The sequence below is a fragment of the Paenibacillus sp. NN59 genome, assembly GCF_057597225.1.
In genome coordinates this window covers 4182173-4197891 of record NZ_CP199678.1, presented here as the reverse complement: position 1 = coordinate 4197891, position 15719 = coordinate 4182173, and the positions used below count along the sequence as shown (strand labels likewise).

Genomic DNA, 15719 nt, shown 5'->3' with positions numbered 1-15719 from the left:
CTAGTAGAATTTACCGCAAATTTAATGATGTTGGAGGATTGTATTGATGAAATTGCGTAAAGGATTGTTGCTACTGCTCATTTTTGTTCTTGGATTACAGTCAGTCGGTATGACCGCTCAGGCAGCAAGTTCAAAACAGATTACTATTTTTCTGGATGGTCAGCGTCTGGAATCAGATGTGTCACCCTATATCATGCCCAAGGTGAACGTAACGATGGTGCCGTTACGGGTCATCAGTGAAGGACTGGGGGCTTCTGTGTTATGGTCCCAGGCAACCCGGACGGTGACGATTCAGAAATCGGATTCAACGATTACGATGACGAGTGGACGTCAGCAAGCGACAGTGGACAATGCCGTGGTTGATCTGGATGCTTCCGTGCAACTCAAACAAGGTCGCGTGATGGTTCCAATTCGTTTTGTAAGTGAAAATTTGGGGATTCAAGTGAACTGGAATCAGGCGGCTCAAACCATTGATCTGTACACCGGGGCAGAACCAACGCCAACACCGGAACCAACTCCTGCAGAACCGGGAGGAAGTGTAACCCCACCAGCAACGAATGAGATGCGCGGAGCCTGGATATCTACAGTTAATGGGGACTGGCCATCTTCTGGCGCGAAAGGCAATGTAGATAAACAGAAGCAGGAGTACACAAGTCAACTGGATCAGTTAAAAGACATGGGGATCAATGCTGTATTTGTACAAGTTAGAGCAAATGCAGACGCCATTTATCCATCCAGTCTGGTGCCTTGGAATAGTGTTCTGACAGGAACCCAGGGGAAAGATCCAGGTTATGACCCACTGGCTTTTATGATTGAGGAAGCGCACAAACGCGGGCTTGAATTTCATGCCTGGTTCAATCCGTTTCGGGCAACGAACTCAGCAACAACAGCCAATCTGGCGACTAACCATGTATCCAAGCTACATCCGGACTGGATTGTAAATGCATCGGGTAAACTATATATTAACCCAGGTGTTCCAGAAGCACGGCAGCATATTATGGATACCATTATGGAAGTGGTGAATAACTATAACGTGGATGGAGTGCATCTGGACGATTACTTCTATCCTTCCAATGTGACCTTTAATGATGATGTTGCTTACAAAATGTATAACACGTCAGGTTCAACAGACCGTGCAGCATGGCGCCGTGACAACATTAATCAGTTTGTACAGCAACTTGGACAACGTATTCATCAAGCAAAAGCTAATGTAGAGTATGGGATCAGTCCATTTGGTGTATGGCGTAACAAAGTAAATGATCTGACTGGCTCAGATACCAAAGCAGGCGTAACTGCTTATGACAGCATGAATGCAGATGTTCGGACATGGATCAAACAAGGGTGGATCGACTACGTTGCACCACAGGTATACTGGAGCATGACGCTAAGTGCAGCAAGATACGATAAGGTCGTAGATTGGTGGGTTAATGAGGTAGCCAATACCAATGTAAAATTGTACATTGGCCATTCTCCTTATAAACTTGGAACGCCAGAGATTGGGTGGCAGACATCACAAGAAATCATTGATCAATTGACATATAATCAGAAGTATCCATCTATTGGCGGAGACATTTATTTCAGTTCCCAATATCTTACGAAAAACCCGCTCGGTTTGATTGAACGACTGAAAGCTTACTATGGATTGTAGGGTCTAGTCTAACGTTAATTTTTCTTTGTTAATGATCACGGATTCTTCAACTCATAGTTATATGACCAACCCCTGTTCTCATACAGTGGCAGTAGAAGTATGGCTGCCTGGAGAACGGGGGTTTTTTGTTGTGTTAATTAATGGCGTTTTTGAAGGTGGAGGCGTAAAAGGAGTTTCCCTTGCAGGAGCTGTACAGGGAGCACAGGACTGCGGAGTGCAATTCAACCGAGTTGCTGGCACGTCATCCGGTTCGATTGTTGCTGCCCTACTGGCTGCGGGTTACCGGGCCGAGGAGATGAAAGAAATCATTGAGAGTACGCCGTTTGCTTCGCTTCTGCAACGGTCGCCTATATTTAATACACGCTGGATTGGTCCAGCAACAAGATTGTTTTTGAAAAAAGGTTTATATTCAGGTGAAGCACTGGAGTCATGGATACGCAAAATGCTGGCGCAAAAAGGAATCCGAACCTTCGCTGATTTGCCACCTGGAAAGTTGCTCATTACCGCATCGGATATTTCTAACGGAAACATTCTCGTCTTGCCCGACGATATTCGGCGCTTTGGGATTGAACCTTCGAAGCTTGAGGTTGCTAAAGCTGTACGTATGAGTTGTAGCATTCCGTATTTTTTCGATCCTGTCATTATTCGGAAATCACCGATGATGTCCAAGGGGCTACCTTTCCAAGATCAGTTTGTGTATGTCGTGGACGGAGGGCTACTGAGTAACTTCCCACTGTGGTTGTTCGATGGAGAACGCTCTGAATCAGGGGGAGAGATCATTCCAGTAGTCGGTTTTAAAATGGTAGGTAAGACAGAAGTAGAACCTGCACGAATTAAAGGGCCTTTGACCATGTTGCAAGCGCTTGTCGAGACCATGTTAACAGCTCACGATGAGCGTTACATTGAGCAGATTAACCGATTCCGTACGGTCAAAATTCCTACACTTGGTATTAAACCGACACAATTTAATCTCTCCGTTCAAGACAGTACGAACTTATATCGTTCAGGTGTGGCCTCTGGTCTGGAGTTTTTCACCACATGGAATACGAAGATGTACAACGAGCAATTGGAAAAGCAGCGAAAAGAAATGCGGAAGAAACAGGCGGATTCGCCACCGCTGGTTCCCATATAGAAACGTGAAAAAAGCAATTCTCCGGATGATGGAGAATTGCTTTTTTGGGTTTTATTTTACTGTGAGAAGAAAACAGAGACATCACAAGATTGACAAATCAGTGATATTTGGGAACGTCCTCTTCGTTGCTTTTGCCTTTCTGGCCCTGAATGACCTGAAAAGGATAGTCCTTGCGTTTCTTGGACGAACTGCTCTTTCTTGCATTGACATTATTTTGTGCGTTCACTTTAGCCATCGTTTTTGCCGAAGGTTTGATCTTTGGTGTTTTGGCTTTTCGTGACCAACGGGCAGGCGGGAATTTGTACAGCAGGAACACAACTCCGAACACAATCAGAGGGATGAGAATACTGGACAACGAAGCTCTAGTCATAAAACTGATAACCCCAAGAGCAGCCAGTACAATGAATGCCCAAAATACAATAGCCTGCTTATTCATTTCATTCACCCTTTCACAGGATCAAGTGTTGCTACAGGAACTTCCGTTGCGGTCGAAACGTTGGCAAGTTTGGCGTCCAGTTCAAGCATGCGATTGAAAGACGCAATGGATACTTCCACTTGAGCGTTCGTAGGTTCTTTGGTCGTAAGCAATTGCAACCACAGGCCAGGGTATCCCAGATAACGTAACACAGGAATATCACGAAGCGAATTCGTAATCTTGAGTAGCTCGAACGAAATACCTAGTACGACTGGCAACAAGAGCAAACGCTGTCCCATCCGTTCCCATAAATTATCGTATGTGAATACGGAGTATAAGAAAATACCGATGATGACAGTCAACATGATAAAGCTACTACCACAGCGGTAATGTAGCCTGCTGTACTTCTGAACATTTTCCGGTGTAAGTTCTTCGCCAGCTTCGTATGCGCTTATGACTTTGTGCTCTGCCCCGTGGTATTGAAACAGGCGTTTAATCATTGGTGTCTGTGAGATTAGCCACAGATAAGCGAGTAACAGGATCAGTTTGATGACACCTTCCAATACATTATGCAGAAATTGATTGTCGAATACATTTTTAAATAAGAAGTCCTCGATCACGACAGGAAGCAGCGTCAGTACAATTTTGCCGAAAAGGAAGGAAAGTATGGCTACCGCAGTCACACCGATTATCATGCTAAGGCTCCAGCCAGTTCCTTGTTTCTCTTGTTGTTTGGCTTTTTCTTCAGGTTCTAGCTCATCATCAGCATAAGCGTCAGCAGAGTAATTAAGATGTTTGCTACCTTTGACACTTGAATCTATAATGCTGACAATTCCGCGTAATAAAGGAATCCGCCGCAATTTCATGACCCAGGTCTTGTCTTGCTTGGGAACTTCCAGATACGTAATTTCGCCGTCTTTTCTACGAACGGCCGTAACATTGACGTGTTTACCGCCAAACATTACGCCCTCGATGACAGCTTGCCCCCCGTAGCTGACAGGCTTGGATTGTTGAGGCAAATTATTCACCTTCCTATTCTGTTCTAAGCCTTTACAATCAAAGGCAGTTTAATATCCTTATTGTATCGAATTTTGAGAGCAATTTCTAGTTTACGAGAGAAAAGGCAAGTGCTGCTGTTAAGATTGTCCTGTTTTGAACATACTACGCCCTAGAACTGTGAGAAAATATCTAGCACGCCTGCGAGATCATCTTGCGAAGAAGGGGACGTTTTATGATGACAGATCATACTCATGAGGACGTATTAACGAATCATAATCACGAAGGTAAAACGGATCAGCGCACAAATCGGCAACGACCGCGAGAACGTGACGAAAACGTGACGAAAAGGCGCTCCGTGCCAAGGCAGGGAGATGCGCACTATTTCACAAATCCGTTTTCCTTTGCGCTGGAACTGGGGTTCTTTGCCGGGCTAATCTGGGGAGGAATCCACTGGCTATTTCATTTTCTGCATTTTACCGTTGTACCCGTGGGTTTTCTGGCGGAGCCTTTTTTCAAGCATAAATATATTTATACGCCGGCAGGTCACTTGACAGGTTGGTTGTGTTTTATCGTGTTTTCCATCTTTGCGTCACTGTTATATACCTTTACCATCCGCAAATTAAAAGGGCCGTTTCCCGGTATGGTGTATGGGATCGTCTGGTGGGTGATCCTCTTTATCCTGCTTGGGCCTAAACTCGGAATGATGAAACCGTTAAATCAATTGACATGGGATTCAATTTTCACGGAAATTTGTTTCTTCCTTCTTTGGGGGCTGTTCATAGGTTACACCGTAGCGATGGAGTACACCGACGAAAGGAAACGGGAGCCAGAGCACGCAGGAGCCTAGACGCAAAAAAGCTTCTCAATCCGGTAACGGCTGTGTTAAAATAGCAGATGGTTATTTGCAGAGAGGGTGGAGCAGCGATGAAACGAATTATTGTGATCAATGGCCCGAACCTGAACATGCTTGGTGTTCGTGAACCAGGTATCTATGGAACGCTTAGTCTGAAGGATATTGAAGACAAAATTCGCAGACAGGCTGAAGAATTGGGCGTCTCCATCGCTTTTTATCAATCCAACCATGAAGGAGACATTATTGACCGCATTCATGCCGCAATGGGTGAGGCAGACGGGATCATGCTGAATGCCGGGGCTTTTACTCATTACAGTTATGCGATACGGGATGCAATCAATGCCGTGAAAGTTCCTACCGTGGAGGTTCATCTATCCAACATTCATGCACGCGAAGCGTTCAGACATCATTCAGTGCTAGCAGCAGAAACGATCGGGCAGATTGCCGGATTTGGCGAAGTAAGCTATGAACTGGGATTGCTGGCTCTCGTGCGTCATCTGGACAAACAAACCTGAGCCGGGAACCCGGGAATGTGAGAGAAAGAAGGGTTACCGATGGAAAACAAACGAGTACACAAGTTACGTGAGGCCATGGCCGAGCGTGAACTCAAAGCAATGCTGATTACGAATCCGATTAACCGCCGTTATATGACGGGATTTACGGGTTCGGCAGGATATGTGCTTATTACTGAACAGGAAGCTTATTTGCTTACTGATTTCCGTTATATGGCACAGGCATCCACGCAAGCGCAAGGCTTCAACGTGGTGGAGCACGGTGTAAAACCGATGGATTCTGTACGTGATTTGCTGGTTGCAGCGAACATCAACGAAGTTGGCTTCGAACAGGATTCGGTTACATTTGGTACGCACGCTTCTTATGCGGAATCGTTGCAATCGGTTAAACTTACAGCAGTATCCGGCATTGTTGAGCAGCTTCGGATGTTCAAGGATGCTGACGAAATTGCAGTGATGCAGCGTGCTGCAGATTTGGCAGATGCCACATTCAGCCACGTTTTGCAATTTGCGAAACCGGGTATGACTGAACGTGAAGTGGATCTTGAAATGGAGTTCTTCATGCGTAAGCATGGGGCGACCAGCTCCTCCTTTGACACCATTGTCGCTTCAGGCGAACGTTCTGCTATGCCTCACGGTGTTGCAAGTAGCAAAGTAATTGGACAGGACGAACTGATTACGTTTGACTTTGGTGCGTTGCTGGACGGATACTGTTCAGATCTGACACGTACGATTGCAACAGGTAATCCTGTAAGTGAACTGCGCAAGATTTACGACATCGTACTGGAAGCACAATTACATACGCTGGAGAACCTGAAACCAGGTATGACCGGACGGGAAGCGGATGCACTTGCTCGGGATATCATTGCAGGCTATGGATATGGAGAACAGTTTGGACACAGCACGGGCCATGGTCTGGGTATGGAGGTTCATGAAGCTCCGCGTCTGTCCAAGCTTAGCGATGATGTGTTGAAACCGGGAATGGTGGTTACAGTTGAGCCGGGAATTTATATTGATGGACTTGGCGGCGTACGAATTGAGGATGACGTTGTGATTACCGAGTCAGGTATTCATATTCTTACGAAATCGGACAAAAAGTTCACCGTTATTGGCTAACATACCCAAACACTTTTTACTTATATCAGGAGGGATCTTTTGTGATTTCAGTTAACGATTTTAAAACAGGTTTGACCGTGCAAGTAGACAACGATATCTATACCGTGCTTGATTTCCAACACGTAAAACCAGGTAAAGGCGCAGCTTTTGTACGTTCCAAGTTAAAAAACCTTCGTAATGGTAATACGGTTGAAAAAACATTTCGTGCAGGTGAAACGATTGGCCGTGCAATTATCGAAAACCGTGGAGTATCTTACCTGTATGCAAGTGGTTCTGAGCATACGTTTATGGACAATGAAACATACGATCAATTCACACTGACTAGTGATCAACTGGAGTGGGAACTGAACTTCCTTAAAGAAAACATGAACGTGAAGATCGTTAGTTACCAAGGTGAAATCCTGGGTATCGACTTGCCTACAAGCGTTGAGCTGAAAGTTATTGAAACAGAGCCAAGCGTTAAAGGTAACACAGCACAAGGCGCTACGAAGAACGCAAAAGTGGAAACAGGTCTGAATGTACAAGTTCCTTTGTTCATCAATGAAGGCGACGTGCTTCTGATTGATACACGTGAAGGTAAATACTCTTCCCGTGCGTAACTTTCACTTGCTGTAAGCTTTAATGCAAGAATGAAAACCCTTTGCCATGAATATGGCAGAGGGTTTTTTTGAAAAAAGATTAGCCTATCAGACGCTTTCGTAATATACTGGGTTAAAGTCATTTCTCGTAGAGAATAATGACGAAAGATATCAATTGATGCATACTGCACAAGGTAGGGAGTGGATTTGCGTTGTCATTGTACGTCATGAAATTTGGGGGCAGCTCGGTCGGAGATACAGAACGCATGAAGCGTGTAGCCGGACGTGTTGTAGAAAAAGCGGATGAAGGACATCAATGTGTCGTCGTGGTTTCGGCCATGGGAGATACTACAGATGATTTGATTGATCAGGCGAAGCTGCTAAACAGTGATTTGCCTGCTCGTGAAATGGATATGTTGTTGACAACAGGGGAACAAATTTCGATCTCCTTATTATCCATGGCCATTCAGGCACTTGGACGCAAGGCCGTATCCTTTACAGGATGGCAAGCCGGTTTCCGAACAGAACCGGTTCACGGTAAAGCTCGGATTCAGGATATCCGTCCTGAACGTGTCAAATCTGCGCTTGCTGAAGGCAATATCGTTATTGTCGCTGGTTTCCAAGGCATGACGGAAGACGGCGAGATCACTACACTGGGCCGCGGCGGTTCGGATACAACAGCTGTTGCGCTCGCAGCAGCAATTCAAGCGGACGCTTGCGAGATCTATACGGATGTGGACGGAATTTATTCCACAGATCCGAGGATCGTCAAGGTAGCGCGCAAACTGAAAGAAATATCCTACGACGAAATGCTGGAGCTTGCGAATCTGGGAGCGGCGGTATTGCATCCACGTGCTGTTGAGTACGCGAAGCATTCCGGTGTACCTTTGATTGTAAGATCAAGCTTTAACCATAATGAAGGAACGGTTGTGAAGGAGGAAGCGGCAATGGAACAAGGAGTAGTGGTAAGTGGAATCGCGTATGACAAAAACGTAGCTCGCATCAGTATTTTGGGTGTTCCGGATGTCCCGGGCGTCCTTGCCGAAGTATTTGGCGAACTGGCTAGTGAGCAACTGGACGTCGATATTATCGTGCAGAGCGGGGTACAGGACGGCAAAGCGGACTTCTCCTTCTCGGTTGCACTGTCTGATCGTGAGAAAGCACTTCGTGTCATTGAAGGTCTGCACAGCCGGTTGCCTTACCGTGAAGTTACCTCCGAAGAGAACCTGGTTAAAATCTCGATTGTTGGTGCAGGTATGGTGAGCCATCCAGGTGTAGCTGCTAAAATGTTCAAAGTGATCTCAGGTGAAGGCGTAAGCATCAAAATGGTCAGCACTTCCGAGATCAAGGTCTCCTGCGTTATCGATGGAGAGAAGCTTCATGACGTGATTAAAGCTCTGCACACGGCTTACGATCTGGATACGGCTGAGCAAGCCGTAATCGGTGGACCGCAAGTTCGTAGATAAGATTGCAAATGATGCGTAAAATAAACGTATAATTAGGAAGAGGTGTACCGTTGCCACTAGGCAGCGGTACACCTCTTTTAGCTGTGACTATAGTCGTCTGCACATGTTGCCTCCTCTTACTTTACGGTAAGGTTTTAGCTCGTTCCCTTCCCTCATCTCTGGTACACAATCCAGCAGATTCAATTGTGAACAATAGGTAACATCATGCATTTTCCCTAGTTTATCCAGTCTGCGTGCACTGGATGATGTGCGAACCAGATCTGTAATCTGGTCATGACACTGAGACACAGCCTGATGCAGAATAATACCAAGATCGTTCAGTTGCAGTGGCGAACGGGTCTGACGATACAACTCTTCAATAATACATCCGGCACATAGGCCGTCCTCCAGAGCAAACTCATCCTGCTCTCCGGCACATAATAACAAAATATCCCGTTGTAATTCCAGTAGAGCGGAAGCAACCGCTCTAACATTTAAGAATGCTCCCGCAAGTATATGTCTGGCTCTGGATGCTTTAATCAGAGCTCTTGTACCATCTGTTGTGGTGAGAATAATGACTTTTTCCGCAATGTCACCACTCATATATTCATAGGGAGAATTACCCGCATCGAATCCGGTTATTTGTTTGTCAAAACGTTCCCCGCCCCGAATACTGTTTCCTACCAACATCTGTTTGGCTTGCGGAACAGTCTCCGTAGCAATAACCCCCGCAGCATGATGAGCAAGCGCGGTCACAATTGTGCTTGTTGTTCGCAAAACGTCAATGACGACCACACTTCGCCCTTCAATATCTATCGTTCGTACTTCATTTACATTACCTACAACGTCGACACGCACACCCCACAACTCCTTTTTGTTCCTCGGGATCGAGCATTGGTTTATCAGTGGAACAGTCCATCTGTTTGCAAGCACTATATGCATGAATGTCTAGACAGGTGCCTAGAACAAGAGATGTCTATGAGTTTTGGCTCTCATTCATCGTCCTTGAAGAATTGATAGATTTCAGCGTCATAAAATGAATGTACAGGCATAAACTTGAGATATGAACAAGCATCAGAGATGAAATTAATCAAGTTGGAGGAGCCTACTCATGAAAGTGAAATGGAGGGATCTTTTTCCGGAACCCATCCGAACCATTCTGGGCAGAATGCCGCCCGCCTTATTGGAACAAGTAGAGGAAATCCGTATTCGAGAAGGCAGGCCGCTGGAAATTAATGCAGGAAACAATTATCACTTCCTCACCCCAGAAGGTGTACCAACGGGAAAACCAGAGGAAGCATATGTTCCTCTGAAAGAAGTAACGCACAGACTGCTTGATCTCATAAGCAACCATTCGCTCTATACCTTGGAAGAAGAATTACGAAAAGGATTCATCACCATCCCGGGAGGGCATCGAATCGGACTTGCTGGCCGGACGGTGCTCAGTGGAGGGCGTGTAGAATATTTACGGGATATCAACGGATTTAACGTCCGTGTTGCCCGGGAAGTGCAGGGCGTGGCTGACCCGATTCTTCCATACCTGCTAGATATGAGGAACGGACAGGTGATGCATACCCTGATACTATCTCCACCGCAGCAAGGCAAAACAACGTTGCTGCGAGATTTGGCAAGGCAGATCAGTAACGGCACGAAACTGACAGCCGGTGGTGAACTGAGGCAGGGGATACGCCCCCGACTAAAAGTGGGCATTGTAGATGAACGTTCTGAGATAGCGGGAAGCTATAAAGGTGTGCCTAGCTTCGACGTAGGGCCGCGCACAGACGTAATGGATGGATGCCCCAAGGCTGAAGGCATGATGATGATGCTTCGTTCCATGTCACCTGACGTTCTGATTGTGGACGAGATTGGTCGGCCGGAGGATGCGGAGGCAGTTATGGAGGCTCTGCATGCAGGAGTTTCTGTCATTGCCACGGCTCACGCAAGGGATCTGTCTGAACTATCTGCAAGGCCTGCCTTGAAAACACTGATTGCCGAGCAGATGTTTCAGCGTTATGTACAGCTGCAGCGGACGAGCAGAGGCATGAGCTTTCGACTGTCCGATGGCAAGATGAGAGGACTGCAACAGACCGGGTCAGGAGGTGAAGCCTTTGCTTAATATGCTTGGTGCCTTGCTGATTCTGCTAGCAAGTACTCTCGCTGGTTTTCACAAGGCGAGGCAATATGCATTAAGGCCAAGGCAGCTACGTGAGTTGATTGCGGCCCTACAGCGGCTGATGACAGAGATTAATTACGGCTTAACGCCGCTGCCTGATGCGATGAACAAGATGGGGGCCCAGACCAAAGAGCCGGTGAGAACTCTTTTTTTACACGCCTCCACACAGATGGAACCCCCACATGGCCTTACAGCCAGGGAGAGTCTGCAAGCCGGTGTCGAGGAGGCATGGGGGAAATCAGCGATGAAATCAGACGAGCGGGAGGTCATGCTACAGTTGAGTTACAGTCTTGGCACCAGTGATCGTCAAGATCAGACCAAACATATTTCGTTAGCCATTCAGCAACTTATGCATGAGGAATCCCGCGCACAGGCCGATCAAGTGAAGTACGAACGAATGAGCCGCAGCCTGGGGATGCTTGTCGGAGCGTTAATCGTCATACTGATCTTCTGAAATAGCCGGGATAGCGAGGTGCCAAGGTCATGAATTTAGAAGTGAACGCAATCTTTCAAATTGCGGGCATTGGAATCATTATAGCGATGATTCATACCGTATTGAAACAAATGGGAAAGGAAGATATGGCTCACTGGGTGACCGTAATCGGATTTGTCGTTGTACTGTTCATGGTTGTTCGAATGCTGGACAGCCTGCTACAAGAGATTAAATCCATATTTCTTTTTCAATGAAATCGGTCATGAAGCCGGATGGTGGTGACCCGTGGAGATTATTCAAGTTGTTGGTCTGGCACTCATTGCAACCGTATTGATTTTAGTCATTAAGGAACAAAAGCCGATGTTTGCCTTTCTGATTGCGGCAGCCACTGGTGTAGTGATCTTTATGCTGTTGATTGGCAAAATTGGCACAGTCATTGAAGTGCTGAAGCGACTTGCTGAAAATTCCGGTATGGAGAGCATCTATCTGAAAACGGTATTGAAGATTATCGGCATTGCTTACATTGCTGAATTCGGTGCACAGATTGTCAGAGATGCAGGGCAAGAGAGCATCGCCTCCAAGATTGAACTCGCTGGCAAAGTGCTGATTCTTGTACTCGCGATTCCGATCATTAGCATCATTATCGAAACCGTGATGAAACTGATGCCAGTGTAGAAAGGGCGGGCGGATAACTGATGAAATTGATGCATAACAAGCCGCGCTGGCGCCTCATCATTGTGCTGATGATATGTTTCATGTTCGGTGTAATTGGACAGGTTGTAGCCACCACACCTTCAAACGAGTGGATAAAGCAGCAGGCTGATGAGCTTCCGAAGGATCAGGTCGAGAAATATTGGGATCAACTGATGAAACAGTACGGTGGTTTTTTTCCAGAAGGCAAAACACCATCGTTCATGGACATGTTAATTCCCGGGAATGAAGGATTCAGTCTGAAATCGGTATTTTCGGCAATTGGCACGTTTATGTTACATGAAATTTTATATAACGGCAAACTTTTGGTCACGATCGTGATGTTGACAGTGCTGAGCATGATTTTGGAGACACTTCAGACTGCTTTTGAGAAGAACAATATTAGTAAAATTGCATATGCCATCTGTTATCTGGTCATCATTATCATCGCAATCAACAGCTTTAGCGTAGCGATTGGTTATGCAAAAGAGGCTATATCCAGCATGATCAACTTTATGATGGCGATGGTTCCACTTCTGTTCACACTGCTCGCTTCGATGGGTAATGTCGTTACCGTTTCGGTGACGCACCCGCTAATTATTTTCATGATTCATCTCGTAAGTACGCTGATCCATCTGCTGGTGTTCCCACTTCTCTTCTTCTCGGCTGTGCTGCATCTGGTGAGCTCGCTTTCGGATAAATACAAATTGACACAAATGGCTGACCTGTTGCGAAACATCAGTGTAGCCTTGCTGGGCATTCTGCTGACGATGTTTCTGGGGGTTATTTCGGTACAGGGAGCTTCGGGGTCGGTTGCGGATGGTGTCAGTTTGAAGGCAGCCAAATATATTGCAGGAAACTTTGTACCCGTTGTAGGGAGGACATTTGCAGATGCAACGGATACCGTGATCACGGCATCGTTGCTTGTCAAAAATGCAATCGGACTGACAGGTGTCATTATTATCTTGTTCCTCTGTGCGTTTCCGGCCATTAAAATTCTGGCGCTGGCCTTGATCTACAACGTGACCGGAGCGATCATGCAACCTTTGGGAGAGACGCCGATCGTAGATTGCTTGCAAGCGATTGGTAAAAGCATGATTTATGTGTTCGCGGCACTGGCCGCCGTTGGACTCATGTTTTTCCTGGCAATTACGATTCTGCTGACCGCAGGGAATCTGACAGTGATGATGCGTTAACTACCTGTCTGCAGGGAAAGGGGCTGGAGAGGATGGGGTGGCTGAGCAATTGGCTGCAGGATCTGATCATGATCGTTTTACTGGCAACGTTTGTAGATATGCTACTCCCGAATCGTTCCATGGAACGGTATGTCAAGCTTGTGCTGAGCCTTCTCATCCTACTGACCTTGTTATCCCCCATCACGAAACTGTTGAAAAGTGATCCGGTAGGGGAACTAAAACGCGCCATGACCGCAATGGATGCACCTCCTGACGGGCAAGCCACACTGGAGCAGATTCTGGCTCAAGGGAAGCGAATGCAGGCGAGTGAACAACAACAGTCCCTAAAGTGGACGGCGAAGGAACTCGCTAACGTTATGAAAGGTCAGATTGAAGAGACAACTGGAGCAAAGGTTCAGTCGGTTGAGGTACAACTGGCGATGAAGAAATCAAATTCGGATACCCAAGCAACCACTTCTGTTGAACTGCCTGTCATTCAGCATGTGGAGGTGCAACTAGCAAGTGGAAAGGGTGATTCAAAAACGGATGGGGATGCGGCCGAACCTGTGAGTAGCAACCCGATGACAGAAACCAAAGATTCGTTAGAACATGATGAAAATTATTCGAGTACTCAACCTGTGCAGATTGATCCAGTTGAAATTAAGAATATACAGATTGAGTCAAACGGGCAGCGATCCGAGCAACCAAAGAGAGATCAGGTAGCTTCTAATCAAGCATCCGAACCCTCCGTTACCCGGAATGATAGTGAAGATTCAAACGTTAAGCAAACTAGTGTTTCACGGTCTGAACACGCAGTACAAATTATCACATTGCTCAAGGAGAAGTGGGAAGTTGATGCGAGCCAGGTGCGAGTGACGGAGAGAGAAAATGCAGAAGTGCTCTGAAAAGGAGGCGGTCCGATGAAACACTGGTTCAAAAAGCTGGAAAGCTGGATGGGTGGCGGTGAAGGTGGTGCGAAGCGCAGTCAAACCTTACGGTGGTTAATCATTTTGGGACTGATCGGTGTGGGCATCATGCTCTTTAATTCCTTTGTCAACGTCAAAAAGATCGATTCTGAAAACATCGGTCGTGAACCACCAGAACAAGCTACTTCCATGTCGACGATGCAACATGGTTTGCTGGAAGAAAACCCTTTTCAGGCGATCGAAATGGCATTTGAAGACAAGATCAAAGGCGTGTTGGAAAACATCGTTGGTGTAGGTACCGTCGATGTGATGGTTACCGTGGATTCTACGGAAGAACTCGTGGTGCAGCGGAACGTCAAAGATTCACAGCAGCTTACCGAAGAGACGGATGCCAATGGCGGTAAACGGCATATGACGCAATATACCCGTGACGGTGAGATCATTACGTATGAATTATCAGGGGATCAGACACCCATTGTCACGAAAAAGCTGAAACCGCAAATCCGCGGAGTGCTGGTGGTGGCAAAAGGTGCAGAGAACAAGGTTGTGAAAGACCTCATTACAGATGCCGTTGAAAAAGGTTTGAACGTAGCGGCTTACCGGATCTCGGTTGTTCCGCGCAAACAGGATTAAAGCTTTGAATGACGATAAGAAGAGATGTGTTGTCAGAATCAACCCTATTTTTGAGGAGGAACTTCTAAATGAATAACAAACGTCAAACAATATGGCTCGTTTCCATGCTGAGTCTAATGGTTATCTTGTCCGCCTATTATCTCTTTACTGAAGATTCCGGGCCCGTTAATCCCCCTGTGGCTGACAGTCAGCAAGTAGATGCGATGAAACAAGGCGAGGCAAAGGAAACTGCCGGTATTCTTGATCCAACAGAAGGTCTGGTGATCAACGAGGTCGTGAACAGCGGAGAGATTAAGGGTGATTCCGGTGCGGCGAGCCCGGCCGAAAACACAACTGGCGCAGAAGGTAAGGAAGCGGGAAGCGCAGAAAAAACACCTGCTACTGAACCGGGCAGCAAAGAAGGAGAAACGGATCAAAAGTCAGAAAGTAGTGCGGAAAAAGGAGCGGCGACTACCCCGGAAACTGAAGGGAAAACAGAGGGGACTGCTGCTAAAACGGATGAAGAAGTGCTAAAAGAGATGGAACAGCAAAATACGGCTGTGTCGGCAAGCAGTCAGTTCCAGAATTACCAGTGGCAGCGTGAAGAGAGTAACAACCGTAAGTACGAGGAATTGATGACCATTGCAGGAGATCTTAGTAAAACACCGGAAGAAAATGCAAAAGCAACAGAACAGCTCCGGGTACTTGAAGATAAAGAAGCCAAAATTACAGGCATTGAAGAGACACTTTCCCAGCAATTCGCAAATGCAGTCGTTCAAGAAGAGGCTGACAAGTATAAAGTGGTGGTTCTGAGTGACAAACTTGACGTTAAACAGGCGGTTTCTATTGTTGATCTGGTTATGAAAGAATTGTCTGTATCACAGAACAAAATCAGCGTGCAATATGTCACAGAACAGTAATCGGAAATGTGATAAGGAAGCCCCGGGAGCCTGTTCGACTCTCGGGCTCTTTCCATTTTTAATGATTATGATATAATACTAAAAGCCATATG

The 15719-nt window shown here is 46.4% G+C and carries 18 protein-coding genes; 15 read left to right on the top strand and 3 right to left on the bottom strand.

What is annotated here, in order from left to right:
• Positions 1 to 46 precede the first annotated feature (46 nt).
• Positions 47 to 1648, top strand: coding sequence for a family 10 glycosylhydrolase (locus ACT89M_RS18525; RefSeq protein ID WP_308723128.1), 1602 nt, complete (start codon positions 47 to 49; stop codon positions 1646 to 1648).
• 130 nt (positions 1649 to 1778) lie between these two features.
• Complete coding sequence (locus ACT89M_RS18520) at positions 1779 to 2780, top strand: patatin-like phospholipase family protein (protein ID WP_090922552.1); 1002 nt, start codon at positions 1779 to 1781, stop codon at positions 2778 to 2780.
• Between the two features lie 97 nt (positions 2781 to 2877).
• Here the strand turns inward: ACT89M_RS18520 and ACT89M_RS18515 are convergent, their stop codons facing one another.
• Positions 2878 to 3216, bottom strand: coding sequence for an MraY family glycosyltransferase (locus ACT89M_RS18515; protein ID WP_154888428.1), 339 nt, complete (start codon positions 3214 to 3216; stop codon positions 2878 to 2880).
• 5 nt (positions 3217 to 3221) lie between these two features.
• Positions 3222 to 4214 (bottom strand): DUF1385 domain-containing protein, encoded by a 993-nt coding sequence (locus ACT89M_RS18510; protein WP_090922548.1) that lies wholly within the window; start codon positions 4212 to 4214, stop codon positions 3222 to 3224.
• A gap of 212 nt (positions 4215 to 4426) precedes the next feature.
• Between ACT89M_RS18510 and ACT89M_RS18505 the strand changes: the two genes are divergently transcribed.
• The 5 genes from ACT89M_RS18505 (at position 4427) to ACT89M_RS18485 (ending at position 8719) form a co-directional block, all read left to right on the top strand.
• Positions 4427 to 5041, top strand: a complete 615-nt coding sequence (locus ACT89M_RS18505) for a YqhR family membrane protein (RefSeq protein ID WP_253493202.1) — start codon at positions 4427 to 4429, stop codon at positions 5039 to 5041.
• Between the two features lie 77 nt (positions 5042 to 5118).
• Complete coding sequence (gene aroQ / locus ACT89M_RS18500; RefSeq protein WP_090922544.1) at positions 5119 to 5562, top strand: type II 3-dehydroquinate dehydratase; 444 nt, start codon at positions 5119 to 5121, stop codon at positions 5560 to 5562.
• Between the two features lie 39 nt (positions 5563 to 5601).
• Entirely contained in the window at positions 5602 to 6675 is a 1074-nt protein-coding gene (locus ACT89M_RS18495; RefSeq protein WP_154888433.1) for a M24 family metallopeptidase, read from the top strand.
• Between the two features lie 41 nt (positions 6676 to 6716).
• Positions 6717 to 7274 (top strand): elongation factor P, encoded by a 558-nt coding sequence (efp, locus tag ACT89M_RS18490; RefSeq protein WP_090922540.1) that lies wholly within the window; start codon positions 6717 to 6719, stop codon positions 7272 to 7274.
• A 191-nt stretch (positions 7275 to 7465) separates the two neighbouring features.
• Positions 7466 to 8719 carry an aspartate kinase gene (locus ACT89M_RS18485; RefSeq protein ID WP_090922538.1) on the top strand — a complete coding sequence of 418 codons (1254 nt, stop codon included), beginning with the start codon at positions 7466 to 7468 and terminating at the stop codon, positions 8717 to 8719.
• Positions 8720 to 8806: 87 nt separating this feature from the next.
• Here ACT89M_RS18485 and ACT89M_RS18480 read toward each other — a convergent pair whose 3' ends face one another.
• Positions 8807 to 9556, bottom strand: a complete 750-nt coding sequence (locus ACT89M_RS18480) for a 2-phosphosulfolactate phosphatase (RefSeq protein WP_154888435.1) — start codon at positions 9554 to 9556, stop codon at positions 8807 to 8809.
• A 253-nt stretch (positions 9557 to 9809) separates the two neighbouring features.
• On the opposite strand from ACT89M_RS18480, the gene spoIIIAA reads away from it, so the two are divergent.
• The 8 genes from spoIIIAA (at position 9810) to ACT89M_RS18440 (ending at position 15627) form a co-directional block, all read left to right on the top strand.
• Complete coding sequence (spoIIIAA, locus tag ACT89M_RS18475; protein WP_154888437.1) at positions 9810 to 10814, top strand: stage III sporulation protein AA; 1005 nt, start codon at positions 9810 to 9812, stop codon at positions 10812 to 10814.
• The gene (spoIIIAB, locus tag ACT89M_RS18470; RefSeq protein WP_154888439.1) at positions 10807 to 11325 is read left to right on the top strand and encodes a stage III sporulation protein SpoIIIAB; all 519 of its coding nucleotides are present in this window, start codon (positions 10807 to 10809) and stop codon (positions 11323 to 11325) included. Before spoIIIAA ends, spoIIIAB begins: the two co-directional genes overlap by 8 nt.
• A gap of 29 nt (positions 11326 to 11354) precedes the next feature.
• Positions 11355 to 11558, top strand: a complete 204-nt coding sequence (gene spoIIIAC / locus ACT89M_RS18465) for a stage III sporulation protein AC (protein ID WP_017687585.1) — start codon at positions 11355 to 11357, stop codon at positions 11556 to 11558.
• A gap of 31 nt (positions 11559 to 11589) precedes the next feature.
• Positions 11590 to 11979 (top strand): stage III sporulation protein AD, encoded by a 390-nt coding sequence (gene spoIIIAD / locus ACT89M_RS18460; protein WP_090922532.1) that lies wholly within the window; start codon positions 11590 to 11592, stop codon positions 11977 to 11979.
• A 20-nt stretch (positions 11980 to 11999) separates the two neighbouring features.
• On the top strand, positions 12000 to 13190 hold the full coding sequence (gene spoIIIAE / locus ACT89M_RS18455) for a stage III sporulation protein AE (RefSeq protein WP_090922530.1): 1191 nt from the start codon (positions 12000 to 12002) through the stop codon (positions 13188 to 13190).
• Positions 13191 to 13222: 32 nt separating this feature from the next.
• Positions 13223 to 14074, top strand: coding sequence for a stage III sporulation protein AF (gene spoIIIAF, locus ACT89M_RS18450; protein ID WP_154888441.1), 852 nt, complete (start codon positions 13223 to 13225; stop codon positions 14072 to 14074).
• 15 nt (positions 14075 to 14089) lie between these two features.
• Positions 14090 to 14728, top strand: a complete 639-nt coding sequence (spoIIIAG, locus tag ACT89M_RS18445) for a stage III sporulation protein AG (protein ID WP_308723127.1) — start codon at positions 14090 to 14092, stop codon at positions 14726 to 14728.
• A gap of 68 nt (positions 14729 to 14796) precedes the next feature.
• Positions 14797 to 15627 (top strand): SpoIIIAH-like family protein, encoded by an 831-nt coding sequence (locus tag ACT89M_RS18440; RefSeq protein ID WP_154888443.1) that lies wholly within the window; start codon positions 14797 to 14799, stop codon positions 15625 to 15627.
• Positions 15628 to 15719 lie beyond the last annotated feature (92 nt).